Source organism: Pseudomonas sp. BF-RE-25 (genome assembly GCF_019956105.1).
Taxonomy (GTDB): domain Bacteria; phylum Pseudomonadota; class Gammaproteobacteria; order Pseudomonadales; family Pseudomonadaceae; genus Aquipseudomonas; species Aquipseudomonas migulae.
Map to the genome: position 1 here is coordinate 1 of NZ_JAHBDB010000040.1, position 26,971 is coordinate 26,971.

Consider the following 26,971-nt stretch of genomic DNA (forward strand, 5'->3'; position numbering starts at 1 on the left):
GTATTGGGACGGCTGGGTGGGGAGGTGGGTTATCCACTGGGTGGCGGGGTAATCGGCAGCTCAAACCTGACCGCGCATTTTGCCGATGCCCGGCAGACTCAGACGTTCTTCGGCGTCAGCGCCGACGAGTCTCAAGCCTCGGGGATCCGCCCGTACAATGCCGGTGGTGGCTTGCAGAACGTGGCGCTGACCCAGAGCTTCGAATTTCCCCTGGCGCCGCAATGGTCACTGCTGACGAGCGCGAGCTGGATTCACCTGACAGGGGCGGCGACGGATAGCAGCATTGTCAAAGCGGTCGGGGATACCAACCAGGGGGAGGTGCAGGCGGCGGTGGCCTACAAGTTTGACTAGAGAGGTTTGTTGGCTGGGCTGACGCCATCGCGAGCAGGCTCGCTCCCACATTTTGACCGCATACCCCTGTGGGAGCGAGCCTGCTCGCGATGGGGCCCTTGAGATCACAGAACTCTAGGTTTCTTCACCTTCGGCCAGCAACGCAATCCCCCCCATGATCACCGCCACCCCTACCCAGTGCAGCACGCTGATCTGCTCGCCCAACCCCAGCCAAGACCCAAGCAAAACCCCGACGAACACCAGCGAACTCAGTGGAAACGCCAGCGACAGGCTGCTGCGTCGCAATATCAGCATCCACACGAAAAACGCCCCGATGTAACAGGCAATCGCCAGCCACACCCCGGGATTCACCGCTACGGCCATCAGCCACTTCAGGTTGAAATCCATCTGCCCCAGTTGATCGCCACCGACCTTCGTGGCGATCTGCCCGGCGCTTTCAAAAGCGATCAACAGCGCCCACAGAACGATGGTGCCCAAGCGTTCATGCAGCCAGTCGGTCTTGCCTCTGATCATCGATTGAGCCTCATGCATGGGCGACACACACGAGCATCACGCCCGCCGTAATCACTAAAGTGCCGAGCCAGCGCCGACGACTCACGGTTTCGCCGAGGATCAGTTTGCCGGCCAGCACCACGCCGCAATACGCCAGCGCCGCAGCCGGAAACAGCAGGCTCAGCGGCGCGCGGGAGAGGGCTTCGAGCCAGACAAAAAACTCGATCACGTAGGCGCCGATCCCGCACCACAGCAGCGGCGCGTTGAACACCTGGCCCCAGAATGCAATCAGGCGAAAACCGCCTTCAAGTTCCGGCAAACGGTCGAGTCCGAGCTTGAAACAGAGCTGGCCAATGACGTCCAGCACGATGGAAAACGCCACCAGCACAATCACGGTAATGGTCATGGGAACAGCTCCTCGAACAGCTCGATCAGTGCCTGATTGGTGGCCGAGTTACGCAGCAGATCGTCTGCGCTCCAGCGTTCCGCCGGCGGCTGGTCGGCCTTGGCTTCCCAGCGTTTGAAGGCGTTGCTGAAGGCGGGACGGGCGTATTCGCCGCAGATGTCGATGCCGAGGATCCGCTTGTTCGCGGCCAGCACGCGTATCGCTTGCAGCAGATGGCTCAGGCGCATGCCGCCCTGATCCCAGTTGGTCGCCGCGTCTTCGCAGGCCAGGACGTCTTTGTCGATGGTGATCCACACCGCTTCGGTGGGCAGGCTGGTGATCAACTGATCGAGAAACACCGGCCAATCCAGTTCGGCGAGGTTGCGCCAGTGCAGCTGGTTTTCCAGTTGCTGATGCCCGGCGCCATCGCCGACCCGGCCCCAGACTTTCGAGGGCGGATGCTGCCACGGAAACAGCTGCAAGACCCCGCGTTTCAGGGCACTGAGGTTGCCGCCCTTGAGCTGTGGATTTTGCAGGTCATCGCTGCACGGGCCGAGGGTGACGATGCGCTGGACGTTCGGCAGTTTCAGCGCCTGGTTGACCCACGAACCGCAATGCCGACGCGGGGCGAAGTGGACCCAGTCGGGGTGATTGTCGAAGTGGATCAGGCTCACCGGCACCGGCAAGTCAGTGAGAAAGGCCGGGGTCAAGTGGTGGTAATCGCCGGAGCCGACGAAGAAAATTTCCGGTTGCGGGCCGCTATGGCGTGGACGTTGTTGCAGGCGTTCGGCGAAGCGGCGCCAGGTGCGTTCGCTGGACCAGAGTCGCAATTTCGGGCCGAGGTCGAGCAGGTCCAGGCGTTTCGCGCGGCCGCTGTCGAGCAACCGTGCGATGGGGGCCTGGGCAGTCAGGCTGTGGTCAAGATCTAAAATGTTCAAGGTCGCAATTCACCCTTGGCAGACCCTCCCAGACACCGGCTCCATCCATCATGAAGGCCGGCCGAGGGGGCTTTGGGGGGTAAATGCAAGGGGCGGGCCAGCCTCCAGCCTCGAAACAACGCAGATCCTGTAGGAGCGAGGCTTGCCCGCGAATGGTCCGCCGCGGAGCAACTGATACACCGCGTTATCGTTCTTCGCGGGCAAGCCTCGCTCCTACAGGGGGTGTGGTCAGGTGTGGAAGCGTACCCAGACGCTGACGAGGATCGTAGCTGCGATCAACCACGCCACCGCCGCCACGGCGAGCGAAGCCTCAAGCCGCATCCGGTCGACCATCACGTACAACGTCGCCAGATAGATGAAGTACGGAATGATCGACCACATGCCAAACACAATCGTGGTCTTCAAGTCGTCCAGCGAGCGGCCCTTGCCGACGATGTAGTGCGCAATCAGCGCAAAGGTAGGAAACAGCGGCACCAGGCCGGCGATGTAATAGTTTTTGGTCTTGGCCAGCGCAGCGAGGATCAGCACCACCGCCGCGCCCAGGGTTGCCTTGAGCATCAGGTCCATCAGTGGCTCAACCCGTACTTCTTCACTTTGTCGAACAGCGTGGTTTTGGCCATGCCCAGTTCCAGGCTGGCCTGAGTCAGGTTGCCGCCGCTGCGTTGCAAGGCGTCGCCGAGCAGGTTGCGTTCGAAGGCTTCCACCGCTTCGGCGAAGGCCAGGCCCTGATTGCTGCCGCTGGCGCCGGACTTCTTGAAGGCCGGCAGACCGAGGGCATACCGCTCGGCTACGTTGCGCAGTTCACGGACGTTGCCCGGCCAGTCGTGGCTCATCAGGTTCGACACGGTCTGGTTGTCCAGCTCCGGCACGGCACGGTCAAAGCGCAAGGACGATTGCTGCAGGAAGTGCTCGAACAATTGCAGGATGTCTTCGCGGCGCTCGCGCAGCGGCGGCAGTTCCAGGGTCACCACGTTCAGGCGGTAATACAAGTCGCTGCGGAATTCGCCAGCCTTGCTCGACTCGTCGAGATCGGACTTGGTCGCCGCGATCACCCGGCAATCCACCGCCACGCTCTGGTTCGAGCCGAGGCGTTCCAGGGTGCGTTCCTGCAACACCCGCAGCAGTTTGATCTGCAACGGCAGCGGCATGCTTTCCACCTCGTCGAGGAACAGCGTGCCGCCATCGGCGTGTTCGATCTTGCCGATCCGCCGCTTGCCGGCGCCGGTGAAGGCGTTGGCTTCGTGGCCGAAGATTTCACTTTCGAACAGGTTCTCCGGCAGGCCACCGCAGTTCAGGGCGACGAACTGTTTGGTGTGACGCCGACTGAAGTCGTGCAGGCAGCGCGCGACCAGTTCTTTACCGGTGCCGGTTTCGCCTTCGATCAGCACGTTGGCCGAGGTATCGGCGACGTTGGCGATCAATTCCCGCAGGTTCTGCATGGCTGGCGAACGACCGATGATCCGGCCTTCCAGGGAATCCCGTTCTGCCAATTGCCGGCGCAGCGAAGAGACTTCCCGGGCGAGGCTGCGTTGCTCCAGCGCACGACGGGCGACATCCACCAGGCGTTCAGGGGAGAAAGGTTTCTCCATGAAGTCGTAGGCGCCTTTCTGCATCGCGCCGACGGCCATGGAAATGTCGCCGTGGCCGGTGATCAGCACCACCGGCAGGCTGCGATCACGGGCCTTGAGCCGGGTCAGCAATTCCAGGCCATCGATGCCCGGCAGGCGAATGTCGCTGATGACGATGCCGGCAAAGTTGTCGCCGACCCGCTCCAGCGCTTCTTCGGCGCTGCCCACGCCGACGCAGGGAATGTCTTCCAGGGTCAGCGCCTGTTGGCAGCCGAGCAGCACATGAGGGTCGTCTTCGACGATCAGCACACTAAGGTCGTTGTTCATATTGGCTCGGCTTGAAGGGGGCTTACCAACGGTAAACTGAGGACGAAGGTGGTACCACCGCTGGCCGGGTGTTCGACACCCAGGTGTCCGCCGGTGGCGGCGGCCAGGCTGGCGGACAGGGTCAGGCCGAGGCCCAGGCCTTGCTCGCCGGGTTTGGTGGTGAAGAACGGTTCGAACAGATGCTTGCGCGCTTCGGCATCGATGCCGTGGCCGTTGTCGCGTACTCGCAGGCGATACTTGCCGTCGAACGCTTCGCCTTCGAGCCACAGTTCCGGTTGGGGCTGCGACTGCATGGCGTCGAGGGCGTTGCCGATCAGGTTGACCAGAATCTGCTCCAGGCGGGTCTGGTCAATCTGCACCTGTACGTCGACGAACTCACGATGCAAGTGCAGAGGGACGCTTTCCACGCGTCCGCCGAGCAGTTGCAGCGCGGCGTCCACCGCTTTGCCGAGGCAGGCCTGGCCTTTGTCGTCGCCGCGCCGGGCGAAGGAGCGCAGGCTTGCGGTGATCCGGCCCATGCGGTCGATCAGTTCGTTGATGGTCTTGAGGTTGGTGCTGGCCACATCCAGTTGCCCGCGCTCGAGAAAGCGCACGGTGTTGCCGGACAAGGTGCGCAGCGCCGCCAGCGGCTGGTTCAATTCGTGGGCGATGCTGGTGGACATCTGGCCGATGGCTGCGAGTTTTCCGGCCTGCACCAGTTCATCCTGGGCGCGGCGCAAGGTCTCTTCGGCCTGACGGCGTTCGCGAATCTGGCCCTTGAGCCGTTCGTTGCTGGCGCGCAGGTCGGTGGTGCGTTCGGTAATCCGACGCTCCAGTTGATTGTTGGCTTCCTGCAAGGCTTCCCGGGCGGCGAGACGGGTGGCGATCACCTTGCGGCGCTCGTTCCAGGCGATCAGCAGGAACGCCACCAGGGCAAACGCCACGGCCACCAGAATCCCCTGATTGATCGCTTCGCGACGCAAATCCTGCAGCGGCGTGAGCAGGGTGAAATTCCACGGGGTGTCGCTCAAGGGACGGGTTTGCGAGAGGTAACTGATGTCCTCTTCGTCGGACTCCACTTCACTGTTGGCCGGGAAGGTCAGTTTTTCCTCGCCTTCGGCCAGTCTTTCCCGGGCCAGCGGTTGCAGCTCGTTCAGTGGAAACCAGTAGTACTGAAGGCTGCGGGCGAGTTTTTCCTTGGTCTCGTCGCTCAATGGAACGACTGATTTCAGCCGTCGCGCCGGATCGCTGGAGAGAATGATGATGCCATTTTCGTCGCTGACGAAGGCTTCCAGGCGCGCGCGCTGCCAGCGTTCTTCCATGGCTTCGAGGCGGACTTTGACCACCGCGACACCGATGATCTTGCCATGTTCTTCCAGGCCATGGGCCAGGTAATAACCGGGTTCGCCGTTGGTGCTGCCGATGCCATAGAAGCGACCCGGCTGGCCGCGCACGGCGTTCTGGAAATAGGCGCGAAAGGACAGGTCTTCACCGAGGTAGCTGTCGACATCGCGCCAGTTGCTGGTGGCCATGACGCGACCGGTGGTGTCCATTACGTAGATGGCCCGACTGCGGCTGCGCCGGTTCAGGCCTTCGAGGTATTCATTGACCGTTTGCCGGTGTTCCGGCGACGGGTCGGCCAGCAGCTTCGAAACGCTGGTTTCGAGTTCCAGCAGGCTGGGCAGGTAGGTGTACTTGCTGATTTCGCTCTCGACGGCGCGGGCGTGCAGTTCGAGCTGACGCTGGCCGTTCTCGCTGAGGCTGCGGATCCCATAGTGCTCGCTGACCCAGAAGCCGAGGTAACCCAATCCGATCATCAGGGCGATGACCAGTGGCGGCAGGAACAAGTGGCGGATCAGACGGGGTTTCACGACGAGTGATGGCGGCGCTGCGCGATAGAGAGTGGGGTCGCATTTCATCACAGATGCCTTGGGTCAACCACAACACAAATCTCAGTACCACCACCGACCCCTGTAGGAGCCGGCTTGCTGGCGATGGTGGGTCAGCCACATTGATGTCGACTGACACTCCATCGCCAGCAAGCCGGCTCCTACAAGGGGAGCGGTGTTTTTTAGTGCTGCAGAATCTTGTTGAGGAAGTGCTGGGTACGCTCGGCGCGGTGGCTGATGTCGCCGAAGAACTCCTCTTTCTTGCAGTCTTCGATGATTTTGCCGGCGTCCATGAAAATCACCCGGTCCGCCACTTTACGGGCGAAGCCCATTTCGTGGGTCACGCACATCATGGTCATGCCTTCGTGGGCCAGTTGCACCATCACGTCGAGCACTTCGTTGACCATTTCAGGGTCGAGCGCGGAGGTCGGTTCGTCGAACAGCATGACGATCGGGTCCATCGCCAGCGCACGGGCAATCGCCACACGCTGTTGCTGACCACCGGAGAGCTGGCCCGGGTGCTTGTGAGCGTGTGCCGAGAGGCCGACGCGCTCCAGCAGTTGCAGGCCTTTCTTGGTGGCTTCTTCCTTGCTGCGGCCCAACACCTTGATCTGCGCGATGGTCAGGTTTTCGGTGATGGTCAGGTGCGGGAACAGCTCGAAATGCTGGAACACCATGCCCACGCGTGAACGCAGCTTCGGCAGGTTGGTCTTCGGGTCCGCAATGGACGTGCCGTCGACCACGATGTCGCCTTTCTGGAACGGTTCCAGGGCGTTGACGCATTTGATCAGGGTGGATTTGCCGGAGCCGGACGGCCCGCACACCACGATCACTTCGCCTTTTTTGACCTCGGTGCTGCAGTCAGTCAGTACCTGGAAGTCGCCATACCACTTGTTGACATTCTTGATAGAGATCATACGGCAAACCTTTTTTGCAGACGCTTGACCAGCAGCGAGGCGGCAAAGCTGATTGTGAAGTACACGAGACCTGCGAAGATCAGGAACTCATTCGAACGGCCGATGATGTCGCCACTGGCACGCGAGGCATTGAGGAAGTCCACCAGGCCGACGGCGTAGACCAGCGAGGTGTCCTGAAACAGGATGATGCTCTGTTGCAGCAGCAGCGGGGTCATCTTGCGGAACGCTTGCGGCAGGATGATCAGGCGCATCATCTGGCCATACGACATGCCCAGGGCCTGGGCAGCGCCCATCTGGCCTTTGGGAATCGACTGCACGCCAGCGCGGACGATTTCGCAGAAGTACGCCGCTTCGAACATCATGAACGCCACGATGCACGAGGCGAATGCGCCGATCGGTGTGTCTTCGCCGGTGATCCAGCGCAGCACGAACGGCACCGCCAGGTAGAACCAGGTGATGACCAGCAGCAGTGGAATCGAACGGAAGTAGTTAACGTAGGCGCCGGCGAGGTTCGACAGCAGCTTGCTGTGGGACAGGCGCATCAGCGCGAGGATCGTGCCGAGGATGATCCCGCCGACGACGCCCAGCGCCATCAATTGCAGGGTCATGACCATGCCGTTCCACAGGCCCGGCAGGGACGGGATGATGCCCGAGAAGTCGAATTCCATCATTTACCCCCTACGGAGATCAGGCCCGGCACGGCTACTTTCTTCTCGACCAGGCGCATCAGCAGCATCAGGCTCATGTTCAGGGTGAAGTAGATCAGGGTCGCCAGGGTGAACGCTTCGAACAGGTTCGCGGAGAACTCGGCGGTCTGTTTGGTTTGTGCGAGCAACTCCATCAGGCCGATCAGCGAAGCGACGGAGGTGTTCTTGAATACGTTCAGGAATTCCGAGGTAAGCGGCGGAATGATGATCCGGTAGGCCTGGGGCAGCAGCACGTTCCAGTAGATCTGCGGCAGCTTGAAGCCCATGGCGCGAGCAGCGGATTCCTGGCCTTTTGGCAGTGCCTGAATACCGGTGCGCACCTGTTCGCAAACGCGAGCCGTGGTGAACAGGCCCAGGCAGACAACAACGCTGAGGAACGCCGAAGTGGTCGGGTTCAGGTCCTGTTTGTACCATTCCTGCAGGTCTTGCGGCAGCAGGTCGGGCACCAGGAAGTACCAGATGAACAGCTGCACCAGCAGCGGTACGTTACGGAAAAGTTCGACGTAGCAGGTGGCGATGCCCGATACGATGCGGTTCGGCACGGTGCGCATGACGCCCAGGATCGAGCCCAGTGTCAGGGCGATGATCCAGGCCGCGATGGCGATGCCGATGGTCCAGCCCAGACCGGACACGTACCAGTCGAAATAGGTCTCGCTGCCCACGCCGGTGGACTTGAAGAACACGCCCCAGTCCCAGTTGTAATTCATTAGGGTCTCCCCTCAGTTCAATCGATGTGCAAGTGCCCGCTTGGGGGAAGCTCCGTTCCCGCCTGACCTTTTCGATCAGGCACACGCTCCCGGCTCGACAGCCACCGGTTCGAGTGTTTCCAAAAAATACCAGCAGGAAGTGACCACCTCCTGAAAGGGCGGCGGCCCTCTCAGGAGATAAGGTTAGTCAGAAAATCAGGACTTCTTGTCGTCAGCCGCTTTATCAGTCGGATTGGCGATCAGGGCCTTGAGCTCGTCGCTCATCGGGAAGTTCAGGTTCAGACCTTTTGGCGGGATTGGCTGCATGAACCATTTGTCGTAGATCTTGTTGATCTCGCCCGACTTGTAGGTCGCCACGATGGCGTCGTCTACAGCCTTCTTGAACGGCTCGTCGCCCTTGCGGACCATGCAGCCGTAGATTTCGTAGGACTGTGGAGTGCCGGTCACGGCCCAGTCAGTTGCCTTCTTGGCTTTGGCTGCTTCACCTGCCAGCAGGGCGTCGTCCATCATGAAAGCCACGGCACGGCCGGTTTCCAGCATCTGGAAGGATTCGCCGTGGTCTTTGGCGGAGATGACGTTCATACCCATCTGCTTGTCGGCGTTCATCGCCTTGAGGATGCGTTCGGACGTGGTGCCGGCGGTGGTCACGACGTTCTTGCCGGCCAGGTCAGCGAAATCCTTGTACTTGGAGTCTGCCTTGGACAGCAGGCGAGTACCGATTTCGAAAATGCCGACGGAGAAGTCAACTTGCTGCTGACGCTCGACGTTGTTGGTGGTGGAGCCGCACTCGAGGTCCACGGTGCCGTTCTGCACCAGCGGGATGCGGGTTTGCGAGGTCACCAGGTTGTATTTGACCTGGAGATTCGGCATGTCGAGGTCTTTTTTCAGGGCTTCAACGACTTTCAGCTGAATATCGTGGGAGTAGCCAACCGGTTTGCCGGAAGCGTCCGCGATATAGGAAAACGGAATGGAAGCGTCACGATGCCCGAGGGTGATGGTGCCGGACTCTTTGATCTTCTTCAGTGTGCCGGTGAGTTCGGCAGCGAAAACTGGAGTGGTAATCAGAGCGGCAGCAATGGCTGCGCCCAGGATATGGGGAACGATGCGCATCAAATTTTCCTCGACATTGTTTTTTTTATGGAGCCAGTTCATCGGCCCTTTTGTGCTTCGAATGTCTGTCGGCTTCTCAAGGTCCGCGCAACAAGCATTCGTCCAAGAGTGTAGAGCATGACTCGTGCCAGACCAGTCGATACAAATTAAAGTATTGATGTATAAGGAGATTAAATATTTATGGCGCGTTTTTTGGAGTGAGATAGTCCGGTTAACCGAATAGACCGATGAGTCGCGTTCGGAAAACCGAATGCCGGACGCACGCTAACCCTGTAGGAGCTGGCTTGCCGGCGATGGCGTCCCTTGGATAGGTGCAAAAGCCAAGGGCCTCATCGCTGGCAAGCCAGCTCCTACAGGGGATTGATGGTGTTTCCCGAATAGCAAAAAGCCCCTGAATCGTGAGATTCAGGGGCTTTCTTTTAAGCTGACTACCGATCAGGCCGCTTCAATCTTGCTGCGGTTCTGCTCGACCTTGCTCAGATACTCAGCCAGCGCTTGCTGCTCGGCCGGGGTGGTGAACAAGCCCAGCTTGCTGCGACGCCACAGAATGTCGTGCGCCGTGGTTGCCCACTCTTCGCTGCACAGGTAATCGACTTCGCGGGTGTAGAGACCGCCGCCGATGTGCTCGCCCAGGTCGCTGAGGCTTTGCACACCTTCAAGCATGCGCCAGGTGCGGCTGCCGTAAGTGGTGGCCCAACGACGGGCGATTTCGGTCGGCACCCAGTCGAACTGGTCACGGATGCGCGAGCTCAGCGCCTGCGGGGTGGTCATGTCTTCGCCGCCCGGCAGGGTGGCGCTGGCGGTCCAGCTCGGCTTGATGTGCGTGAAGTAAGGCGCCAGTTGCGCCAGCGCCGATTCGGCCAGTTTGCGGTAGGTGGTCAGCTTGCCGCCGAACACCGACAGCAGCGGCGCTTCTTCGCCAGTGCCCGAAAGCGCGAGGGTGTAGTCGCGGGTGACGGCCGACGGGTTGTCGGATTCATCGTTGCACAGCGGACGAACACCGGAATAGCTGTGCAGGATGTCGTCGCGGCTGATCTGCTTCTTGAAGTGGGCGTTGACCACTTTCAACAGGTAATCGGTTTCGCCTTCGGTGATCGCCACTTTTGCCGGATCGCCGGTGTATTCGCGGTCGGTGGTGCCGATCAGGGTGAAATGGTTCAGGTACGGAATCGTGAAGACGATGCGCTGATCTTCGTTTTGCAGAATGTGCGCGTGATCGCCTTCGTACAGTTTCGGCACGATCAGGTGACTGCCCTGGATCAGGCGGATGCCGTACGGCGATTCCATCTTCAAATCATCACGAATGAACTTGGCAACCCATGGGCCGGCCGCATTCACCAGCGCCTTGGCGCGGATCGAAAGCAGGCTGCCGTCGGCGCGTTCCAGGTGCAGATGCCAAAGGCCTTTGGTGCGACGGGCGCTGACGCAACGGGTCTGGGTGTGCACATGGGCGCCGTTCTCGCGGGCCGCCATGGCGTTCAGGACCACCAGGCGCGCGTCGTCGACCCAGCAATCGGAGTATTCGAAGCCTTTGGTGATTTCGCTTTTCAACGGGCTGTCCGGGCCGAACTTCAGGCTTTTCGAACCTTCCAGTTTTTCCCGTTTGCCCAGGTTGTCATACAGGAACAGGCCGGCACGGATCATCCAGGCTGGACGCAGGTGCGGACGGTGCGGCAGGACGAAGCGCATTTGCTTGACGATGTGCGGCGCCTTGGCCAGCAACACTTCGCGCTCGGCGAGGGCTTCGCGGACCAGACGGAATTCGTAATGTTCGAGGTAGCGCAGGCCACCGTGGATCAGTTTGCTGCTGGCCGACGAGGTGTGGCTGGCCAGATCATCCTTTTCGCAAAGGAACACCGAAAGACCGCGACCGGCGGCATCCGCTGCGATCCCCACGCCATTGATCCCGCCACCGATGACGGCGATATCGTAGACCTCGGCGAGTGGGGGCGTAGGCAAGGTAGAAGTGGGCATCGGCTGGCCTCGGTTTTTTTGATTGTCGATATTGGATTTCGAACATTAATGTTCATTTGCGAAAATGGTAGCCCATAAAGCCGCCTGCAGCCAGTTAACTTCGATTGAAAATACTGATCGAAGGGCCGTTAAAGGAAAATTTACGAACATTAAAAGAGAAAGAGAGGGTGTTGCGGGGCACACATTTGTAGGAGTCGGCTTGCCGGCGATGGCGTCCTCAAGTACGCCATCGCCGGCAAGCCGGCTCCTACAAGTTGTTAAACAACCTCGAGCCGAATCTTGTGCTGACTCAACAACTGCGCCAGCGCCGGCACTGGCTGCTGATCCGTCACCAGGCAATCGATCAAGCTGATCGGCCCCAGGCGAATCATGGCATTGCGCCCGAATTTGCTGGAGTCCGCCGCCAGAATCACCTGCCGCGCATTGGCGATGATCGCCTGCGACACCCGCACTTCCTGATAATCGAAGTCCAGCAGGCTGCCGTCTTCATCAATACCGCTGATACCGACGAGGGCGAAGTCGACCTTGAACTGGTTGATGAAGTCGACACTCGCCTGACCGACCACGCCACCGTCACGCCGCACATTGCCACCGGTCAGCAGAACGTCGAAGTCGTCCTTGGCGCTGAGCATCGAAGCCACATGCAGGTTGTTGGTGATGATCTTCAGGTGGTTGTGGTTGAGCAGCGCCCGTGCGATCGATTCGGTGGTCGTGCCGATGTTGATGAACAGCGAGGCGTGATCGGGGATCTGTGCGGCAATGGCTTCGCCGATACGCTGCTTTTCATCGCGCATCTGATCGGCACGCATCGCGTAGGCGGTGTTTTCGACACTGGAATCGTAGGCTGCGCCACCGTGGTAGCGACGCAATAAATTGGATTCCGCGAGCTGATTGATGTCGCGGCGGATGGTCTGCGGTGTAACGACGAACAGCGTGGCCATTTCCTCGATGCTGACATAGCCGCGTTCGCGGACCAGTTCGAGGATTTGCTGCTGACGGGGAGGCAGATTCATGGGGCTTCCTTTGGGCTGCCGTGCAAAATTTGCCCATGATGCCGCAGGAATCTGCTCCCTACCAGTTACATACAGATACGAGTACTTACGTTGGCTTATTCAGCGCCTTCATGAGGTTCCCAGTCACGCGTGCGGCTGACCGCTTTTTTCCAGCCGGCGTAGAGTTTTTCCTTGGCGGTTTCGTCCAGCTTCGGTTCGAACTCGCGCTCGATAACGGCCTTGCCGCGCAACTCCTCCAGGCTGCCCCAGAAGCCACACGCCAGACCGGCCAGGTACGCGGCACCGAGTGCGGTGGTTTCGCGCATTTGCGGGCGCTCGACCTGAGTGCCGAGGATGTCGGCCTGGAATTGCATCAGGAAGTTGTTTGCCACCGCGCCGCCATCCACACGCAATGCTTTCAGGCGTTCGCCGGAATCCTGTTGCATGGCGTCGAGCACGTCGCGGGTCTGGTAGGCAATCGACTCCAGCGCTGCACGAATGATGTGATCCACGCGTACGCCGCGAGTCAGACCGAACAATGCGCCACGGGCATACGGGTCCCAGTACGGAGCGCCCAGACCGGTGAAGGCTGGCACCAGGTACACGCCGTTGCTGTCCTTGACCTTGTTGGCGAAGTATTCGGTGTCGTGGGCGTCGTTGATGATTTTCAGTTCGTCACGCAGCCACTGAACGGTGGAGCCGCCGTTGAACACCGCGCCTTCCAGCGCGTAGGCCACTTCGCCACGCGGGCCGCAAGCGATGGTGGTCAGCATGCCGTGCTTGGACTTCACCGCTTTGTCGCCGGTGTTCATCAGCAGGAAGCAACCGGTGCCGTAGGTGTTTTTCGCCTGGCCTGGCTCGACGCACATCTGGCCGAACAGGGCAGCCTGCTGATCACCGGCGATACCGCCGATGGCGATGCCGCTTTTGGTGTGGCCGTAGATTTCTGACGAGGATTTAACTTCCGGCAGCATCTCGCGCGGAATATCCAGCACCTCCAGCATCTTCGCATCCCACTCCAGGGTGTGGATGTTGAAGAGCATGGTGCGCGAGGCGTTGGTGTAATCGGTGACGTGGACTTTGCCGCCGGTAAATTTCCAGATCAGCCAGCTGTCCACGGTGCCGAACAGCAACTCGCCTTTGCGCGCACGCTCGCGGCTGCCTTCAACGTTGTCGAGGATCCACTTGAGTTTGGTGCCGGAGAAGTACGGGTCGGTGACCAGGCCGGTGGTGTCGCTGATGTATTGCTCGTGGCCGTCACGTTTGAGCTGCTGGCAGATCTCGGTGCTGCGGCGGCACTGCCAGACGATCGCGTTGTAGATCGGGCGGCCGGTGGTCTTGTCCCAGACCACAGTGGTTTCGCGCTGGTTGGTGATGCCGATGGCCGCGACCTGGTCGTGATGCAGGCCGGCTTGTGCCAGGGCCTCGACCATCACGGCGCTTTGGGTGGCGAAGATTTCCATCGGGTCGTGTTCGACCCAACCGGCTTGCGGGTAATGCTGGGCGAATTCGCGCTGGGCGGTGCAAACCACGTTCGCGTCGCGGTCGAAAATGATCGCGCGGGAGCTGGTCGTACCCTGATCGAGGGCAATGATGTAGTTCTTATTCTGAATGTCGGTCATGTCGATTGCCTTGGACGAAAAAAGGGAATGAGGTCAGGCGCGGGACCAAATGGGCAGGATCACGCGCCTACGGTATCAAGAAGTTCTTGGTTTGCCGTCAATGGCCGGTGTTGCGTCCTTTGTAGCAGGTTCGGCGCTGGGCAGATGACGGGCAATCAGCCCGCGATACGCTGCAGCACCGAGGCAGGCACCGACAATCGGTGCAAAAATCGGGATCAGGAAATACGGGATATCGCGCCCGCCGGTGAAGGAAATTTCACCCCAGCCAGCGAAGAAAGTCATCAGTTTGGGACCGAAGTCACGCGCCGGGTTCATCGCAAAACCGGTCAGCGGGCCCATCGAACTGCCGATCACCGCGATCAGCAGGCCGATCAGCAGCGGCGCCATCGGCCCGTTTGGCAGACCGTTGTTGTCATCGGTCAGGGACATGATCACGCCCATAAGGACCGCGGTGATGATCACTTCAACCAGGAAAGCCTGGGCCGTGGACAAGACCGGGTTGGGGAAGGTGGAGAACACCGACGCCAGTTCGAGGCTGGCTTGAGTGCCACGAACCATATGGTGAGTTTGTTCGTAATCGAAGAATAGATTGCTGTACAGCGTGTAAACCAACAACGCACCGCAGAAGGCGCCGGCCACCTGAGCAAGAATATAGAACGGCAGTTTGCGTTTTTCGAAGTCGGCGAAAATGCTCAGCGCGATGCTCACGGCAGGATTGAGATGAGCACCCGAAACCCCGGCGGTCAGGTAGATCGCCATGCTGACGCCGACACCCCAGATGATGCTGATTTCCCATAAGCCAAAGCTGGCACCCGCGACCTTGAGCGCGGCAACGCAACCGGTACCAAAAAAGATCAGCAGTGCAGTGCCCAGAAACTCGGCCATGCATTGGCTCGAAAGCGACGGTTGTTGTAAAGCAGTTGTCATTGAAAACCTCTTTGTTTTTGTTGTCTGGCGCTTTTTTCGTCATGGCCAAAGCGCGATTTTCACCAGGGCAGGATCCCCATCCTGTTCCTGGCTTACTGCTGGGTTTTGCGTTGTCACGTTTTACGGTATTCAGATTCGAAAAAATATAGACAAGAAACACTGCTGTCAAAGGTCGAAAGTGAACTGTCGGTCACAATGCAACTATTAGTCACATGAATGATCGTTTTGTTTGGCGAACCGGACGAACTCTGACGAGCGGTAAAGAAACGCGCCAAGCGCTGGAAACGCTGCCGTGATAGAGCCTTTTATGGAGCAATGTCCTAGAATCCAGCGCAGTATTTTTTCTCTGCCGCCCAGTCTGGAGCTGTCATGACCCCCGCATTGGATTTGTTGAAAAAAGTTCGTGCCGAACATCGCGTGCACAGTTACGAACATGATCCGAAGGCGGCGTCCTACGGCTTGGAGGCCGCGGAGAAACTGGGGCTGGACCCGGCGCAAGTGTTCAAGACGTTACTGGCGGCCAGTGAAAAAGGGGAATTGCTGGTGGCGGTGGTGCCGGTCGTCGGAAGTCTGGACTTGAAGGGCCTGGCGCATGCCGCCGGGGTGAAAAAAGTCGAAATGGCCGACCCTGCCGCCGCGCAACGCTCGACGGGTTATCTGTTGGGCGGCATCAGCCCGCTGGGACAGAAAAAGCGCCTGCGCACGTTTATCGATAATTCGGCCCAGCCCTTTGCCAGCATTTTTGTCAGTGCCGGTCGACGTGGCCTGGAAGTGGAACTGGCCCCCGCAGTACTGGCCGAACATACCCAGGCCAAGTTCGCCGATATCGGCCGCGCCTGAATCAGGGAGAAGGTTATGCAGCTTGAGTTTCATCAGGTCGATGCGTTCAGTGAGCGACCGTTCAGCGGTAACCCGGCGATGGTCTATCGGCTTGATGCCTGGCTCGCCGATGAGTTGATGCAAAAAATCGCCGCTGAACATAACCTCGCCGAAACCGCCTTTGTGGTGCGTGAAGGGCAGGGTTGGCACATCCGCTGGTTCACTCCGACCACCGAGGTGCCTTTGTGTGGGCATGCCACCCTGGCCAGCGCTTATGTCTTGTTCGAGATCTATAAAGAACCGGTCGAACGCCTGGACTTCATTTGTAAGTCCGGCCCGCTGAGCGTGAGTCGTGAGGGCGGCCGCTTGTGGCTGGATTTCCCGGCAATCGTGCCGTCTGCAGTCGGCGTGACCCTGGATGTCGAACGCGCCTTGGGCGTCGACGTGGTCGATGTGTTGGGTTCGAATGAATTATTCGTGGTGCTGGAGTCAGAGCAGGCCGTGCTCGACTGTCAGCCCGACATGGTCGCGTTGGCCAAACTGCCGTGGCCGGGTGCCATCGTCACCGCCAAGGGCAGCAAGCATGATTTTGTGTCGCGGTACTTCGCGCCGGCGATTGGTATCAATGAGGATCCGGTGACCGGTTCGACCCATTGCAGTTTGATCCCGTATTGGTCGAAGCGTTTGGGCAAGTCGAGCCTGACGGCGTATCAGTGTTCGAAGCGAGGCGGGGAGTTGTTCTGTCGGCTGGAAGGCGATCGGGTGAAGATCGGCGGGAATGCGACGCTGGTTGCGAGCGGAATGCTGATGCTGGGTTAACCCCAATCCCTGTAGGAGCGAGGCTTGCCCGCGAAGGCGTAGTGTCAGGCAATGCAAATATCGACTGACACTACGCCTTCGCGGGCAAGCCTCGCTCCTACAGTTTTAGGTATCAGCTGGCAGTGCTGTAACGCCGAACGCCGGATTCGACTGTCGGAATCTGTGCGGCGATGCTGCCGGACGCCTGGAACAACACCAGGTGTTCAGCGGCAACCCGAATGCCAACTTCTGCACCGATCAGATGATCGGCATGGCTCGGGAAAATCGATTCCAGCTGCGCGCCGGTGGGCATCTGCAACCGATACAACGTCGACGCACCCTGGAACGACTTGCCGACAATCCGCGCCTTCAAGCCACTGTCCGGTGCATAAACGATATCGTCCGGGCGCAACAATACGTCCACGGCGCCACCAATCGGCCAGGTGTAGGCCCGATTGCCGCGCAGCTCACCCAGCTCGGTCTGCACCGATTCCGGGCTGCTCAGCTGACCACGAATGAAGTATCCCTGACCGATGAAACTGGCCACATAGGGCGTCAGCGGTTCGTGATACAGGTTGTAGGGCGTGTCCCACTGTTCCAGGCGACCTTCCTTGAAAACCCCGACATGATCGCTTACCGCGAAGGCTTCTTCCTGGTCGTGGGTCACCAGAATCGCGCTGGTGCCACGGGCCTTGAGGATGTCGCGCACTTCGTGGCTGAGCTTGCGCCGCAGTTCGCCGTCGAGGTTGGAAAACGGTTCGTCGAGCAGCAGCAGTTGTGGTTCCGGCGCCAGGGCGCGAGCCAGGGCGACACGCTGTTGCTGACCGCCGGAAAGCTCGTGCGGAAAGCGTTTGCCGAGGTTTTTCAGGTTGACCAGTTCCAGCAGCTCTTCGGTCACGCGATCCTTTTGCGGATGCTTGCGAATCCCGAACGCGATGTTTTCCGCCACGCTCAAATGCGGAAACAGCGCGTAATCCTGGAACACCATGCCGATCCGGCGTTTCTCCGGTGCGAGGGTGAAGCCGGCGCTGGAGATCGTCTCGCCCGCCAGGGTGATTTCACCTTCGTGCACCGGTTCAAAACCGGCAATCGCCCGCAGCGTCGTGGTTTTGCCGCAACCCGAAGAACCGAGCAGGCAACCGATATCACCGGCATTCAAATGCAGGTTGAGGTTCTGCACGACGCGCTGGTCTTGATAGCCGCAAGCGAGGTTGCGCAGGTTAAGCAGTAATGGCTGGCTCATGCGTGGTGGTACGAAGGCGGAACGAGAAACTCGAGCAGGGCCTTTTGTGCGTGAAGACGGTTTTCCGCTTGATCCCAGGCGACTGAGCGCGGGTCATCGAGCAGGTCGAGGCTGATTTCCTCGCCACGGTGGGCGGGCAGGCAATGCATGAACAGCACGTCTTCGGCGGCCAGGTCGAGCAGGGCACGGGTGACCTGGAACGGTGCGAACAGCTTCAGGCGCTTGGCGGTTTCTTCTTCCTGGCCCATGGAGGTCCAGACGTCGGTGCTCACCAGATGAGCGCCGCGCACGGCGTCCTTCGGATCCCGGACGATGGTCACCCGGTCACCGGCGCTGGCCACGAACTCAGGATTGGGCTCATAGCCTTCAGGGCACGCGATGCGCAACTGGAAGTCGAACTGGATCGCCGCTTCTATATAGCTGTTGCACATGTTGTTGCCGTCGCCGATCCAGGCAACGGTCTTGCCCTGGATCGAGCCGCGATGTTCGAGGAAGGTTTGCATGTCGGCCAGCAACTGGCACGGGTGCAGGTCATCGGACAGGCCGTTGATCAGCGGGACGCGCGAATTGGCGGCGAATTCGGTCAGGGTGCTGTGGGAAAACGTACGGATCATCACCGCATCGAGCATGCTCGACATGACAATGGCGGCGTCGCCGATCGGTTCGCCACGGCCCAGTTGCGTGTCGCGCGGCGACAGGAAGATTGCCTGGCCGCCGAGCTGGATCATGCCGGCCTCGAACGAGATCCGGGTACGGGTCGAGGACTTCTCGAAAATCATCCCGAGCACGCGGTTTTTCAGAGGCTCGAACAGTACGCCGCGGTTACGCAGGTCTTTGAGCTCAACGCCTCGACGGATCACGCTGACCAGCTCTTCGGGCGTGCAATCCATCAGGGAGAGAAAGTGCCTTGCGCTCATCATTGACTACCTTTTTGCTACAAACCGCAGATGCTCAAAGCCTTGTTTAACTGGAAAACGGGCGAGACCTGCGGCGTAAGCCGCACAGGGCGACGAAATAGGGGGAGGCGCGATCTTATAATTAAATGTCGCGTCTTACCAATAGGGCTACGGTTTTTAGGGGATTTCAGAGGGGCTATGGGGTGACCGCAGTAGCGCTTTTGAAGCCTGTTTCCTGACAGCAGCTGCTCATTTGTACACTGCGGCTGCGGGGCTTTGCAATCAAACAGGGCGGGCATGGTGCGCTGATGGTCGGTTTCTGACCCGGCATTCCAGCCAGCTGATGGCAATGTGCCTCGTTTGTAACACTTGCTAATGCAATGTGCTGGGTTATAACTAAGTCACGAGCGACGCAGGAAGCCTTCGGAATGGAATCGAAAGAACAGCAATTGATGGAATTACTAGGTCTCACGGCCCGCTCACTGACGCATCTCACCGCTTCCATGACCTCAATGTCCTTTGAGCTTTTGCGAAGTAACGACGAGGTGACCAGGGCCGCTGGCCGGCGGATGATCGACCGCATGGCCACCATCAGCACAGGGCTCGACGAGCACTGGCGGCTGATCGGCGAGCTCACCGGCGTGCATGTATCCCACGAACAGATTGAAACCATCCAGGAGATTCAGTTGCAGGCGCCGCCGAGGCTGCCGTCGAACTGATCCCGAGCGGTCATCGGCTGGCCTGATGGCCGCCGATTCACAAGACGAACGTCGCTGGCGCAGTGGCGGGGCAGGCGCCATAGTTTTGTTCCCGCGGCCGTTATTGCCCGCCCAGAACAAGACAGAGACTGGCCATGACCAAGACTCTCCATCACCGTGCGTGCCACCTGTGTGAAGCCATCTGCGGCCTGACTATCGAGACCACCGAGCTCGATGGCGATGTGCAGATCACCTCGATCAAGGGCGATGCCCTCGATACGTTCAGCCGCGGGCACATCTGCCCCAAGGCCGTTGCCCTGCAAGACATCCAGAACGATCCTGACCGCCTGCGTCAGCCGATGCTGCGCGTTGGCAGCGAATGGCAGCCGATCGAGTGGGAAGATGCCTTCAACCTGGTCGCCGAACGTCTGGCAGGGATACAGGAGCGCCACGGGCAGAACTCGGTGGCGGTTTATCAAGGCAACCCCAGCGTGCACAACTACGGGCTGATGACCCACAGCAATTACTTTCTTGGCCTGCTGAAAACCCGCAACCGGTTTTCCGCGACCTCGGTCGATCAGTTACCTCATCACCTGACCAGCCATTTGATGTACGGCCACGGTCTGCTGTTGCCGATCCCGGACATCGATCACACCGATTTCATGCTGATTCTTGGTGGTAATCCGCTGGCCTCCAATGGCAGCATCATGACCGTGCCGGATGTGGAAAAGCGCCTGAAAGCGATACAAACCCGGGGCGGCAAAGTGGTGGTGGTGGATCCGCGTCGCAGCGAAACGGCTGCGATTGCCGATCAGCATCTGTTCGTCCGTCCGGGCGGCGACGCAGCATTGCTGTTCGGGTTGCTCAACACGTTGTTTGCTGAAGGCCTGACCCGCGACAGCCATTTGCCGGTCGACGGCCTGGATGACGTGCGCGAGGCCGTCGCGGCTTTCACCGCCGAAGCCATGAGCCCGTTGTGTGCCGTGCCGGCCGAGCAGATCCGCCAATTGGCGCGGGACTTCGCGGCGGCGCCGAGCGCGGTCTGTTACGGGCGCATGGGCGTTTCCACCCAGGCATTCGGTACCTTGTGTCATTGGCTGGTGCAGTTGATCAACCTGGTCACCGGCAACCTTGATCGCGTCGGTGGTGCGGTGTGCACCGAACCGGCGGTGGACCTGGTGGCATCTACCTCGGGCGGACATTTCAATCTGTGGCAGAGCCGCGTATCCGGGCGTCCGGAATACAGTGGCGAGCTGCCGGTGTCGGCGCTGGCCGAAGAGATGCTCACCGAAGGGGAAGGACAGGTTCGCGCGTTGATTACCGTGGCCGGCAATCCGGTGTTGTCGACGCCCAATGGCCGGCAACTGGAGCAGGCGCTGGACGGGTTGGAGTTCATGGTCAGTGTTGACTTGTACATCAACGAAACCACGCGCTATGCCGACCTGATCCTGCCGTCCACTTCCGCTCTGGAAAACGATCACTACGACACCACGTTCAACATGTTTGCGGTGCGTAACGTCAGCCGGTTCAACCGCGCGATCCTGGCCAAGCCGGAAGGCGCGTTGCACGACTGGGAGATTTTCGTCGGGCTGGCCAAGGCCTTTGCCGCGAAGACCGGCAAGGAACTGAAACCGACGATTCCCCCTGCGCAGATGATCGATCGTGGCTTGCGAATGGGGCTGTATGGCGACGCCTCGCCGCACAAGCTGTCTTTGGCGACGCTGTTCGATCAACCGCATGGCGTCGACCTTGGCGCACTGAAATCCAACCTGGCGCCACGCCTGAAAACCGCCAACCAGCACGTTCAGGCAGCACCGGCGGCGATCCTTGCCGACCTCTCGCGATTTGCGGCGCTGCAAGCACCGGTGGCTGATGAACTGCTGATGATTGGCCGTCGTCACGTGCGCAGCAATAACTCGTGGATGCACAACTATCACCGACTGGTGAAAGGCAAGCCGCGTCATCAGTTGCTGATGCATCCGGACGACCTTGCCAGTCGCGGGCTCAGCGATGGGCAGCGGGTGCGGGTCAGTTCCCGGGTCGGCATGATCGAAGTGGAAGTGCTGGGCAGTCAGGATATGATGAAAGGAGTGGTCAGCCTGCCGCACGGTTGGGGCCATGCGCGGCCTGGCGTGCAGATGACGATTGCCAGCGGCCAGCCAGGTTCCAGTGCCAATGACCTGACCGACGAGTGTCAGCTCGATGAGTTGTCGGGGAATGCGGCATTGAACGGTGTGCCGGTGACCGTAGCGGCGGCTTGATTGAGTCTGTCGGGGAGACCGAGCATGGCGCTCGGCTTTCCGTTACAATGCGCCACCGTGCCGACCCCCGAGTCGGAAAGTTCAGCCGAGGTGCTTCATGGATATCATCGAAACGATTAAAGAGCAGATTGCCAACAACACCATTCTGCTTTACATGAAAGGTTCGCCGAATGCCCCGCAGTGTGGCTTCTCCGCGAAAGCCGCACAGGCCGTGATGGCATGTGGTGAAAAGTTTGCGTACGTGGACATCCTGCAGAACCCGGAAATCCGCGCCAACCTGCCAAAATACGCCAACTGGCCAACTTTCCCGCAGCTGTGGGTTGGTGGTGAGCTGGTCGGCGGTAGCGACATCATGACCGAGATGGCTGCAGACGGTTCGCTGCAAAGCACCATCAAAGCGGCTGTTGAAGCCGCCGCTGCTGCCAAGACCGAAGCCTGACCTGCTTTCTGTAGGAGCGAGGCTTGCCCGCGAAGGCGTTGTACCTGACACACCGCTTTCGCGAGCAAGCTTCGCTCCTACAACAGCACAGGCACAAAAAAGCCCCGCCTCTTAAAAGAGAGCGGGGCTTTTTATTGTCTTGAGTTTAGAGAGCGCTAACTTACTCGTCGTCGCCCATCTGCGATTGCAGATAGTTCTCAAGACCGATTTTATCGATCAGGCCCAGTTGGGTTTCCAGCCAGTCGATATGTTCTTCTTCGGATTCAAGAATATCTTCGAGCAGTTCACGGCTACCGTAGTCGCCAACGGTTTCGCAATGAGCGATCGCGACTTTCAGGTCGGCATGGCCGGTGCGTTCGATGCGCAGGTCGCACTCAAGCATTTCCTGGGTGTGCTCGCCGATCTGCAGCTTGCCCAGGTCCTGCACGTTAGGCAGGCCTTCCAGGAACAGGATGCGCTTGATCAGCTTGTCCGCGTGTTTCATCTCGTCGATGGACTCGTGGTATTCGTGCTTGCCGAGCTTGTTCAGACCCCAATCTTCATACATGCGCGCATGCAGAAAATATTGATTGATCGCGACCAGCTCATTGGCAAGGATCTTGTTGAGATGCTGGATGACTGTAATGTCGCCTTTCATGATGGGGTCCTGCCCTGTATTAGCCGTCTATAAAGTAGAGTTTGAGCCGCACAACTAAGAGTGTCAAACCTAAGTTATTGAAACTTAAATGAAAATTAATCGGAATAAGAATGTTTGTGTTCCGCGTCTAGGGCGTAACCAATTGATTTTCAGGCATAAAAAAACCGGACATGAAGTCCGGTTCTTTGGAATGGGGTATTTACGCGGCAGTAAATTCTACCGGGAAAGGAATCGCAGCCTGGGCTGTTTGTAATTTGGTCAGGGTTTCACGCACCACTTCCTTGGCAAGGCAGGCGCATTTGCCGCATTGGCTGGCTACGCCGGTAGCTTGGCGGACTTCCTTGTAGCTGCAGCAACCTTCATAGATTGCTTCGCGGATTTGTCCGTCGGTGACGCCAGTGCAGAGGCAGACATACATAACTGAAACCGTCGCTGGTTATGACTCAATTGCGATGGATCTTAATGTTAACGAGAATGATTGTCAAAGTGGTTTCTGAAAGCTTTGCGTTATAAGCGAGGGTGACTGACGAACGGTTTTCCTCGGGCAATCTGCCAGTAAGCGTGTCGCCGGGAATTTAGCCTGTCGGTGAAAATCCGTTGAGGACAGCTCAAAAACGCAGTGTATGATGGCCGGTCCTTATGAAGCGGGTGGGTGTCACAGGGCTGTCGCCTGAGGGTGGCAGGCTGGCGCAAACCCGGAACTTCACGTTTTTACACCAGGAGATATTCAATGAGCGTACTCGTAGGCAAGCAAGCCCCTGACTTCACCGTACCAGCCGTACTCGGCAATGGCGAAATCGTCGACAGCTTCACCCTGTCGTCGGCCATCAAAGGCAAATACGGCCTGGTGTTCTTCTACCCGTTGGACTTCACCTTCGTTTGCCCATCCGAGCTGATCGCTCTGGACAACCGCATGTCCGACTTCAAGGCCCGCAACGTTGAAGTGATCGCTGTTTCGATCGACTCGCACTTCACCCACAACGCGTGGCGCAACACCCCGGTCAACAATGGTGGCATCGGCGAAGTTCGCTACACCATGGCAGCCGACCTGAAGCACGAAATCGCCAAGGCCTACGACGTTGAATCCGAAGGCGGCGTGGCTTTCCGTGGCGCGTTCCTGATCGACGACAAAGGCGTTGTCCGCTCGCAGATCATCAACGACCTGCCACTGGGCCGTAACATCGAAGAGCTGGTCCGTCTGGTCGACGCTCTGCAATTCCACGAAGAGCACGGCGAAGTTTGCCCTGCCAACTGGAAAAAAGGCGACAAAGGCATGACCGCTTCGACCGAAGGCGTCGCGGCTTACCTGACCGAGAATGCTGCTGCCCTGTAAGGCGCATTCGAGGCACAAAAAAACCGGCCATGGAGGCCGGTTTTTTTATGGGCGGAGAAGCGGTGATTCCTGTAGGAGCCGGCTTGCTGGCGATCCAGGCACCTCGGTAATCAGACAAACCGCGGTGGCTGAATCGCCAGCAAGCCGGCTCCTACGAAAAGCCGATCAGTCGTTGTAGTCTTCCCAGCCGCCCATCTGTTTCCAGCGATTGACGATGCCGCAGAACAGCTCGGCCGTCTTCTCGGTGTCGTAGCGAGCCGAGTGAGCCTCGCGACCGTCGAAGTCGATATCGGCGGCCTGACAGGCTTTCGCCAGCACCGTCTGACCGTACGCCAGACCGGCCAGGGTGGCCGTGTCGAAGCTGGAGAACGGATGGAACGGGTTGCGCTTCATGTCCATACGCGCAACCGCCGCGTTCAGGAAGCCCAGATCGAAACTGCTGTTGTGCCCGACCAGAATCGCCCGCTTGCAGCCGTTGGCTTTCAGCGCCTTGCGGATGCCACGGAAGATATCGGTCAGCGCCGCTTCTTCACTCACCGCCATGCGCAGCGGGTGATCGAGTTTGATCCCGGTGAACTCCAGTGCGGCCGCTTCGATGTTGGCGCCTTCAAAAGGCTCGACGCGGAAGAAGTAGGTGTGGTCAGGGTATACAAAACCCTTCTCGTCCATGGCGATCGTGGTCGCGGCTATTTCCAGCAAGGCGTCAGTGGCAGAGTTGAAACCACCGGTTTCAACGTCGACAACGACTGGCAGGTATCCACGGAATCGAGCTGCCATCGGGTGGCGTGGACCACCTCCGCCGCCTTGACCGTCCTGTTCGTCGTCGTAATGGTCTTCACTCACGCGTGTTCCTCCAGCAGGCGCCAGCGCAGTTTTTCACCGGCGCGCAGCGGGATAACGGTCAGCTCGCCAAATGGCAGGCTGGTTGGGGCGGTCCACTCGTCGCGGACCAGAGTAATGCGATCGGTGTTCACCGGCAGGCCATAGAAGCGCGGGCCGTTGAGGCTGGCGAAGGCTTCGAGCTTGTCCAGTGCGTTACGTTGTTCGAACGCTTCGGCGTACATCTCGATCGCCGCATAAGCGGTGTAGCAACCGGCACAGCCGCACGCGGCTTCTTTGGCATGCTGGGCGTGAGGCGCCGAGTCGGTGCCGAGGAAGAACTTTTCGCTGCCGCTGGTGGCGGCGTCGAGCAGGGCTTCCTGGTGCGTATTGCGCTTGAGTATCGGCAGGCAATAGAAGTGCGGCCGAATCCCGCCCACCAGCATGTGGTTGCGGTTGTACAAGAGGTGATGCGCGGTGATGGTCGCGCCAACGTTGGCCGAAGCCTCGTTGACGAACTGCACGGCGTCCGCGGTGGTGATGTGTTCGAACACCACTTTGAGCGTCGGGAAACGCTCGACCACTCGACGCATGTGCTCATCGATGAAGATTTTTTCGCGGTCGAACACGTCGACATCGCCACGGGTGACTTCACCGTGAACCAACAAAGGCATCCCGACTTCGGCCATGGCCTCAAGCGCAGGGAAGATCTTGTCGATGCTGGTGACGCCAGAGTCCGAGTTGGTGGTCGCGCCGGCCGGATACAACTTGGCGGCATGAATGAAACCGCTGGCCTTGGCCTCACGAATTTCTTCGGGCTGGGTGCGGTCGGTCAGGTAAAGGACCATCAACGGTTCGAAACGGCTGCCAGCCGGACGTGCAGCGAGAATCCGCTGGCGATAGCCGTCGGCTTCAGCGGCGTTGCGCACCGGAGGTACCAGGTTGGGCATGATGATGGCGCGACCAAAGGTGCGCGCGACATCCGCAACGGTATTGGTCAACACGGCACCATCGCGAAGATGAATATGCCAGTCGTCGGGACGCAGCAGGGTCAGGCGGTCGGACATGAGGGGATTCCAGGCGGGTCAAACTGAAGGGAATGCTACCGGAAAAGACTCTCTCAGGCACTCGCTATCAAGTTTTGCGGGAAGCTTCCGATATCCAACAGGTATGCCGTAAACATGTGTGTGTCGGTCTTTTTGTTGTAGAAGCCAGTGGAGCCTCCCGTGCGCCAGCGTTATTTAGCCTTGCTCAGCGTGTTTGCCAGCCTTCCCGCGATGGCGCTCACTTTCCAGACCCGTCTGGAAAGCATCGAGTGGACGGTCGAAGGGGACAAGTTCGAGTGCCGCCTGACTCAACCGATCACCGATTTCGGTTCGGGTGAGTTCGTGCGCCGCGCCGGCGAGCAGGCGACGTTTCGTCTGAAAGCCTATAACTCGATGGTCGGCGGCGGCTCGGCGACCCTGCTGGCAGCCGCAGCGCCCTGGCAGCCGGGGCGGGGCGACATCAATCTGGGCTCCGTGCAGATTGGCAGCGGCAATGTGCTGTTCAACAGTTCTCAAGTTCAGGCCGGGCGCCTGATCAGTGGCCTGATGGACGGGCGTAGCCCGGTCGTTCGACATTATTCGGGCGATGGCCGGGTGTCGGAAGTGCGGTTGTTGCCGGTCAAGTTCAGCAAGGCGTTCAACGATTATCAAAGCTGTGTGGCGAAGCTGCTGCCGAAGAATTTCGAGCAAGTCAAACAAACGCAGATCGGCTTTCCCGGCGACGGCCTGGATCTCGACGCACAGGCCAAGGCCCAGTTGCAGGTCATGCTGGAGTTCATGAAGGCCGATCCGACGGTCAATCACATCGAACTCGACGGCCACTCCGACAACAGCGGCAATCGCCTGGCCAATCGTGACCTGTCGCGGCGTCGGGCCCTGGCGGTCATGGAGTTCTTCAAGGCCAACGGTTATCAGGAATCGCAGATCACCGTGCGCTTTCACGGCGAGCGTTATCCATTGGCACCCAACACCAATGCCGCCAATCGGGCGAAGAACCGTCGGGTCAATGTGCACCTGGCGCGGGTCGCACCCACCGAGCAGCCGGCGCCTCAGACAACCGCATCGGCGAGCCCCGCGAAGACATCCTGAACCGGCTG

At 59.5% G+C, this 26,971-nt stretch carries 28 protein-coding genes; 8 read left to right on the plus strand and 20 right to left on the minus strand.

All coding sequences use genetic code 11. The features are described from left to right. Positions 1–351 (plus strand): MipA/OmpV family protein (locus KGB24_RS18580; protein WP_223474839.1); only part of this gene is annotated, 351 nt, incomplete at its 5' end. A gap of 114 nt (positions 352–465) precedes the next feature. On the opposite strand, the gene KGB24_RS18585 is transcribed toward KGB24_RS18580, so the two are convergent. The 14 genes from KGB24_RS18585 to KGB24_RS18650 form a co-directional block, all read right to left on the minus strand. After that, positions 466–864, minus strand: a complete 399-nt coding sequence (locus KGB24_RS18585; RefSeq protein WP_008040850.1) for a transporter — start codon at positions 862–864, stop codon at positions 466–468. A gap of 10 nt (positions 865–874) precedes the next feature. After that, on the minus strand, positions 875–1,249 hold the full coding sequence (locus tag KGB24_RS18590; RefSeq protein ID WP_223413886.1) for an EamA family transporter: 375 nt from the start codon (positions 1,247–1,249) through the stop codon (positions 875–877). Further along, positions 1,246–2,166 carry an arginase gene (locus KGB24_RS18595; protein WP_192420027.1) on the minus strand — a complete coding sequence of 307 codons (921 nt, stop codon included), beginning with the start codon at positions 2,164–2,166 and terminating at the stop codon, positions 1,246–1,248. The genes KGB24_RS18590 and KGB24_RS18595 overlap by 4 nt, the downstream gene beginning before the upstream one ends. 228 nt (positions 2,167–2,394) lie before the next feature. Next, positions 2,395–2,724, minus strand: coding sequence for a GlpM family protein (locus KGB24_RS18600; protein ID WP_223413888.1), 330 nt, complete (start codon positions 2,722–2,724; stop codon positions 2,395–2,397). A gap of 8 nt (positions 2,725–2,732) precedes the next feature. Continuing rightward, entirely contained in the window at positions 2,733–4,061 is a 1,329-nt protein-coding gene (locus tag KGB24_RS18605) for a sigma-54-dependent transcriptional regulator (protein ID WP_008040853.1), read from the minus strand. Next, positions 4,058–5,959, minus strand: a complete 1,902-nt coding sequence (locus KGB24_RS18610; RefSeq protein ID WP_223413885.1) for a sensor histidine kinase — start codon at positions 5,957–5,959, stop codon at positions 4,058–4,060. The genes KGB24_RS18605 and KGB24_RS18610 overlap by 4 nt, the downstream gene beginning before the upstream one ends. 152 nt (positions 5,960–6,111) lie before the next feature. Continuing rightward, entirely contained in the window at positions 6,112–6,846 is a 735-nt protein-coding gene (locus KGB24_RS18615; protein ID WP_008032183.1) for an amino acid ABC transporter ATP-binding protein, read from the minus strand. Beyond that, on the minus strand, positions 6,843–7,514 hold the full coding sequence (locus tag KGB24_RS18620; protein WP_032829007.1) for an amino acid ABC transporter permease: 672 nt from the start codon (positions 7,512–7,514) through the stop codon (positions 6,843–6,845). The genes KGB24_RS18615 and KGB24_RS18620 overlap by 4 nt, the downstream gene beginning before the upstream one ends. Continuing rightward, positions 7,514–8,260, minus strand: a complete 747-nt coding sequence (locus KGB24_RS18625; protein ID WP_008032179.1) for an amino acid ABC transporter permease — start codon at positions 8,258–8,260, stop codon at positions 7,514–7,516. Before KGB24_RS18625 ends, KGB24_RS18620 begins: the two co-directional genes overlap by 1 nt. A gap of 195 nt (positions 8,261–8,455) precedes the next feature. Next, positions 8,456–9,370, minus strand: a complete 915-nt coding sequence (locus tag KGB24_RS18630) for a glutamate/aspartate ABC transporter substrate-binding protein (protein ID WP_008032176.1) — start codon at positions 9,368–9,370, stop codon at positions 8,456–8,458. Between the two features lie 435 nt (positions 9,371–9,805). Continuing rightward, on the minus strand, positions 9,806–11,344 hold the full coding sequence (glpD, locus tag KGB24_RS18635; RefSeq protein WP_008032174.1) for a glycerol-3-phosphate dehydrogenase: 1,539 nt from the start codon (positions 11,342–11,344) through the stop codon (positions 9,806–9,808). A gap of 257 nt (positions 11,345–11,601) precedes the next feature. Beyond that, the gene (locus tag KGB24_RS18640) at positions 11,602–12,357 is read right to left on the minus strand and encodes a DeoR/GlpR family transcriptional regulator (RefSeq protein WP_008032173.1); all 756 of its coding nucleotides are present in this window, start codon (positions 12,355–12,357) and stop codon (positions 11,602–11,604) included. A 95-nt stretch (positions 12,358–12,452) separates the two neighbouring features. Then, a complete protein-coding gene (glpK, locus tag KGB24_RS18645; RefSeq protein ID WP_223415709.1) occupies positions 12,453–13,958 on the minus strand; it encodes a glycerol kinase GlpK in 1,506 nt (501 codons plus the stop codon). 75 nt (positions 13,959–14,033) lie between these two features. Then, a complete protein-coding gene (locus KGB24_RS18650; RefSeq protein ID WP_008032171.1) occupies positions 14,034–14,885 on the minus strand; it encodes an MIP/aquaporin family protein in 852 nt (283 codons plus the stop codon). Between the two features lie 369 nt (positions 14,886–15,254). On the opposite strand from KGB24_RS18650, the gene ybaK reads away from it, so the two are divergent. Together ybaK and KGB24_RS18660 are read left to right on the plus strand one after the other, a co-directional pair. Further along, on the plus strand, positions 15,255–15,725 hold the full coding sequence (gene ybaK / locus KGB24_RS18655; protein WP_007971306.1) for a Cys-tRNA(Pro) deacylase: 471 nt from the start codon (positions 15,255–15,257) through the stop codon (positions 15,723–15,725). A gap of 15 nt (positions 15,726–15,740) precedes the next feature. Continuing rightward, positions 15,741–16,523, plus strand: a complete 783-nt coding sequence (locus KGB24_RS18660) for a PhzF family phenazine biosynthesis protein (RefSeq protein WP_223474841.1) — start codon at positions 15,741–15,743, stop codon at positions 16,521–16,523. 112 nt (positions 16,524–16,635) lie between these two features. On the opposite strand, the gene KGB24_RS18665 is transcribed toward KGB24_RS18660, so the two are convergent. Beyond that, the gene (locus KGB24_RS18665) at positions 16,636–17,745 is read right to left on the minus strand and encodes an ABC transporter ATP-binding protein (RefSeq protein WP_223415708.1); all 1,110 of its coding nucleotides are present in this window, start codon (positions 17,743–17,745) and stop codon (positions 16,636–16,638) included. After that, positions 17,742–18,662, minus strand: a complete 921-nt coding sequence (gene argF, locus KGB24_RS18670) for an ornithine carbamoyltransferase (protein WP_223415707.1) — start codon at positions 18,660–18,662, stop codon at positions 17,742–17,744. Before argF ends, KGB24_RS18665 begins: the two co-directional genes overlap by 4 nt. A gap of 407 nt (positions 18,663–19,069) precedes the next feature. Between argF and KGB24_RS18675 the strand changes: the two genes are divergently transcribed. The 3 genes from KGB24_RS18675 (at position 19,070) to grxD (ending at position 22,039) form a co-directional block, all read left to right on the plus strand. Beyond that, positions 19,070–19,360 (plus strand): hypothetical protein, encoded by a 291-nt coding sequence (locus tag KGB24_RS18675; protein WP_008032167.1) that lies wholly within the window; start codon positions 19,070–19,072, stop codon positions 19,358–19,360. A gap of 134 nt (positions 19,361–19,494) precedes the next feature. Further along, positions 19,495–21,600 (plus strand): molybdopterin oxidoreductase family protein, encoded by a 2,106-nt coding sequence (locus KGB24_RS18680; RefSeq protein ID WP_223415706.1) that lies wholly within the window; start codon positions 19,495–19,497, stop codon positions 21,598–21,600. Between the two features lie 97 nt (positions 21,601–21,697). After that, positions 21,698–22,039 carry a Grx4 family monothiol glutaredoxin gene (gene grxD / locus KGB24_RS18685; RefSeq protein WP_008032163.1) on the plus strand — a complete coding sequence of 114 codons (342 nt, stop codon included), beginning with the start codon at positions 21,698–21,700 and terminating at the stop codon, positions 22,037–22,039. Between the two features lie 160 nt (positions 22,040–22,199). Here grxD and bfr read toward each other — a convergent pair whose 3' ends face one another. After that, complete coding sequence (bfr, locus tag KGB24_RS18690; protein ID WP_008032161.1) at positions 22,200–22,676, minus strand: bacterioferritin; 477 nt, start codon at positions 22,674–22,676, stop codon at positions 22,200–22,202. 199 nt (positions 22,677–22,875) lie between these two features. Further along, complete coding sequence (locus tag KGB24_RS18695) at positions 22,876–23,094, minus strand: bacterioferritin-associated ferredoxin (RefSeq protein WP_008032160.1); 219 nt, start codon at positions 23,092–23,094, stop codon at positions 22,876–22,878. 312 nt (positions 23,095–23,406) lie between these two features. Between KGB24_RS18695 and KGB24_RS18700 the strand changes: the two genes are divergently transcribed. After that, positions 23,407–24,009: a peroxiredoxin gene (locus KGB24_RS18700; RefSeq protein WP_008032158.1), complete on the plus strand. Its 603-nt coding sequence runs from the start codon at positions 23,407–23,409 to the stop codon at positions 24,007–24,009. 165 nt (positions 24,010–24,174) lie between these two features. Here the strand turns inward: KGB24_RS18700 and rnt are convergent, their stop codons facing one another. Next, positions 24,175–24,852, minus strand: a complete 678-nt coding sequence (rnt, locus tag KGB24_RS18705; RefSeq protein WP_008032156.1) for a ribonuclease T — start codon at positions 24,850–24,852, stop codon at positions 24,175–24,177. After that, positions 24,849–25,895 (minus strand): dihydroorotase, encoded by a 1,047-nt coding sequence (gene pyrC, locus KGB24_RS18710; protein ID WP_008036439.1) that lies wholly within the window; start codon positions 25,893–25,895, stop codon positions 24,849–24,851. Before pyrC ends, rnt begins: the two co-directional genes overlap by 4 nt. A 159-nt stretch (positions 25,896–26,054) precedes the next feature. Here pyrC and KGB24_RS18715 point away from each other — a divergent pair, with 159 nt between their 5' ends. Continuing rightward, entirely contained in the window at positions 26,055–26,963 is a 909-nt protein-coding gene (locus tag KGB24_RS18715) for a flagellar protein MotY (protein WP_223415705.1), read from the plus strand. Positions 26,964–26,971: the final 8 nt, after the last annotated feature.

Coding starts and splice junctions, on each gene's coding strand:
- KGB24_RS18640 (WP_008032173.1), bottom strand. CDS start 12,357: ATGAATCTGCCTCCCCGTCAGCAGCAAATCCTCGAACTGGTCCGCGAA.
- ybaK (WP_007971306.1), top strand. CDS start 15,255: ATGACCCCCGCATTGGATTTGTTGAAAAAAGTTCGTGCCGAACATCGC.
- KGB24_RS18695 (WP_008032160.1), bottom strand. CDS start 23,094: ATGTATGTCTGCCTCTGCACTGGCGTCACCGACGGACAAATCCGCGAA.
- KGB24_RS18610 (WP_223413885.1), bottom strand. CDS start 5,959: ATGAAATGCGACCCCACTCTCTATCGCGCAGCGCCGCCATCACTCGTC.
- KGB24_RS18615 (WP_008032183.1), bottom strand. CDS start 6,846: ATGATCTCTATCAAGAATGTCAACAAGTGGTATGGCGACTTCCAGGTA.
- KGB24_RS18600 (WP_223413888.1), bottom strand. CDS start 2,724: ATGCTCAAGGCAACCCTGGGCGCGGCGGTGGTGCTGATCCTCGCTGCG.
- KGB24_RS18650 (WP_008032171.1), bottom strand. CDS start 14,885: ATGACAACTGCTTTACAACAACCGTCGCTTTCGAGCCAATGCATGGCC.
- glpK (WP_223415709.1), bottom strand. CDS start 13,958: ATGACCGACATTCAGAATAAGAACTACATCATTGCCCTCGATCAGGGT.
- argF (WP_223415707.1), bottom strand. CDS start 18,662: ATGAGCGCAAGGCACTTTCTCTCCCTGATGGATTGCACGCCCGAAGAG.
- bfr (WP_008032161.1), bottom strand. CDS start 22,676: ATGAAAGGCGACATTACAGTCATCCAGCATCTCAACAAGATCCTTGCC.
- KGB24_RS18680 (WP_223415706.1), top strand. CDS start 19,495: ATGACCAAGACTCTCCATCACCGTGCGTGCCACCTGTGTGAAGCCATC.
- grxD (WP_008032163.1), top strand. CDS start 21,698: ATGGATATCATCGAAACGATTAAAGAGCAGATTGCCAACAACACCATT.
- KGB24_RS18675 (WP_008032167.1), top strand. CDS start 19,070: ATGGAATCGAAAGAACAGCAATTGATGGAATTACTAGGTCTCACGGCC.
- KGB24_RS18620 (WP_032829007.1), bottom strand. CDS start 7,514: ATGGAATTCGACTTCTCGGGCATCATCCCGTCCCTGCCGGGCCTGTGG.
- KGB24_RS18660 (WP_223474841.1), top strand. CDS start 15,741: ATGCAGCTTGAGTTTCATCAGGTCGATGCGTTCAGTGAGCGACCGTTC.
- KGB24_RS18625 (WP_008032179.1), bottom strand. CDS start 8,260: ATGAATTACAACTGGGACTGGGGCGTGTTCTTCAAGTCCACCGGCGTG.
- KGB24_RS18665 (WP_223415708.1), bottom strand. CDS start 17,745: ATGAGCCAGCCATTACTGCTTAACCTGCGCAACCTCGCTTGCGGCTAT.
- KGB24_RS18605 (WP_008040853.1), bottom strand. CDS start 4,061: ATGAACAACGACCTTAGTGTGCTGATCGTCGAAGACGACCCTCATGTG.
- KGB24_RS18585 (WP_008040850.1), bottom strand. CDS start 864: ATGATCAGAGGCAAGACCGACTGGCTGCATGAACGCTTGGGCACCATC.
- glpD (WP_008032174.1), bottom strand. CDS start 11,344: ATGCCCACTTCTACCTTGCCTACGCCCCCACTCGCCGAGGTCTACGAT.
- pyrC (WP_008036439.1), bottom strand. CDS start 25,895: ATGTCCGACCGCCTGACCCTGCTGCGTCCCGACGACTGGCATATTCAT.
- KGB24_RS18590 (WP_223413886.1), bottom strand. CDS start 1,249: ATGACCATTACCGTGATTGTGCTGGTGGCGTTTTCCATCGTGCTGGAC.
- KGB24_RS18700 (WP_008032158.1), top strand. CDS start 23,407: ATGAGCGTACTCGTAGGCAAGCAAGCCCCTGACTTCACCGTACCAGCC.
- KGB24_RS18630 (WP_008032176.1), bottom strand. CDS start 9,370: ATGCGCATCGTTCCCCATATCCTGGGCGCAGCCATTGCTGCCGCTCTG.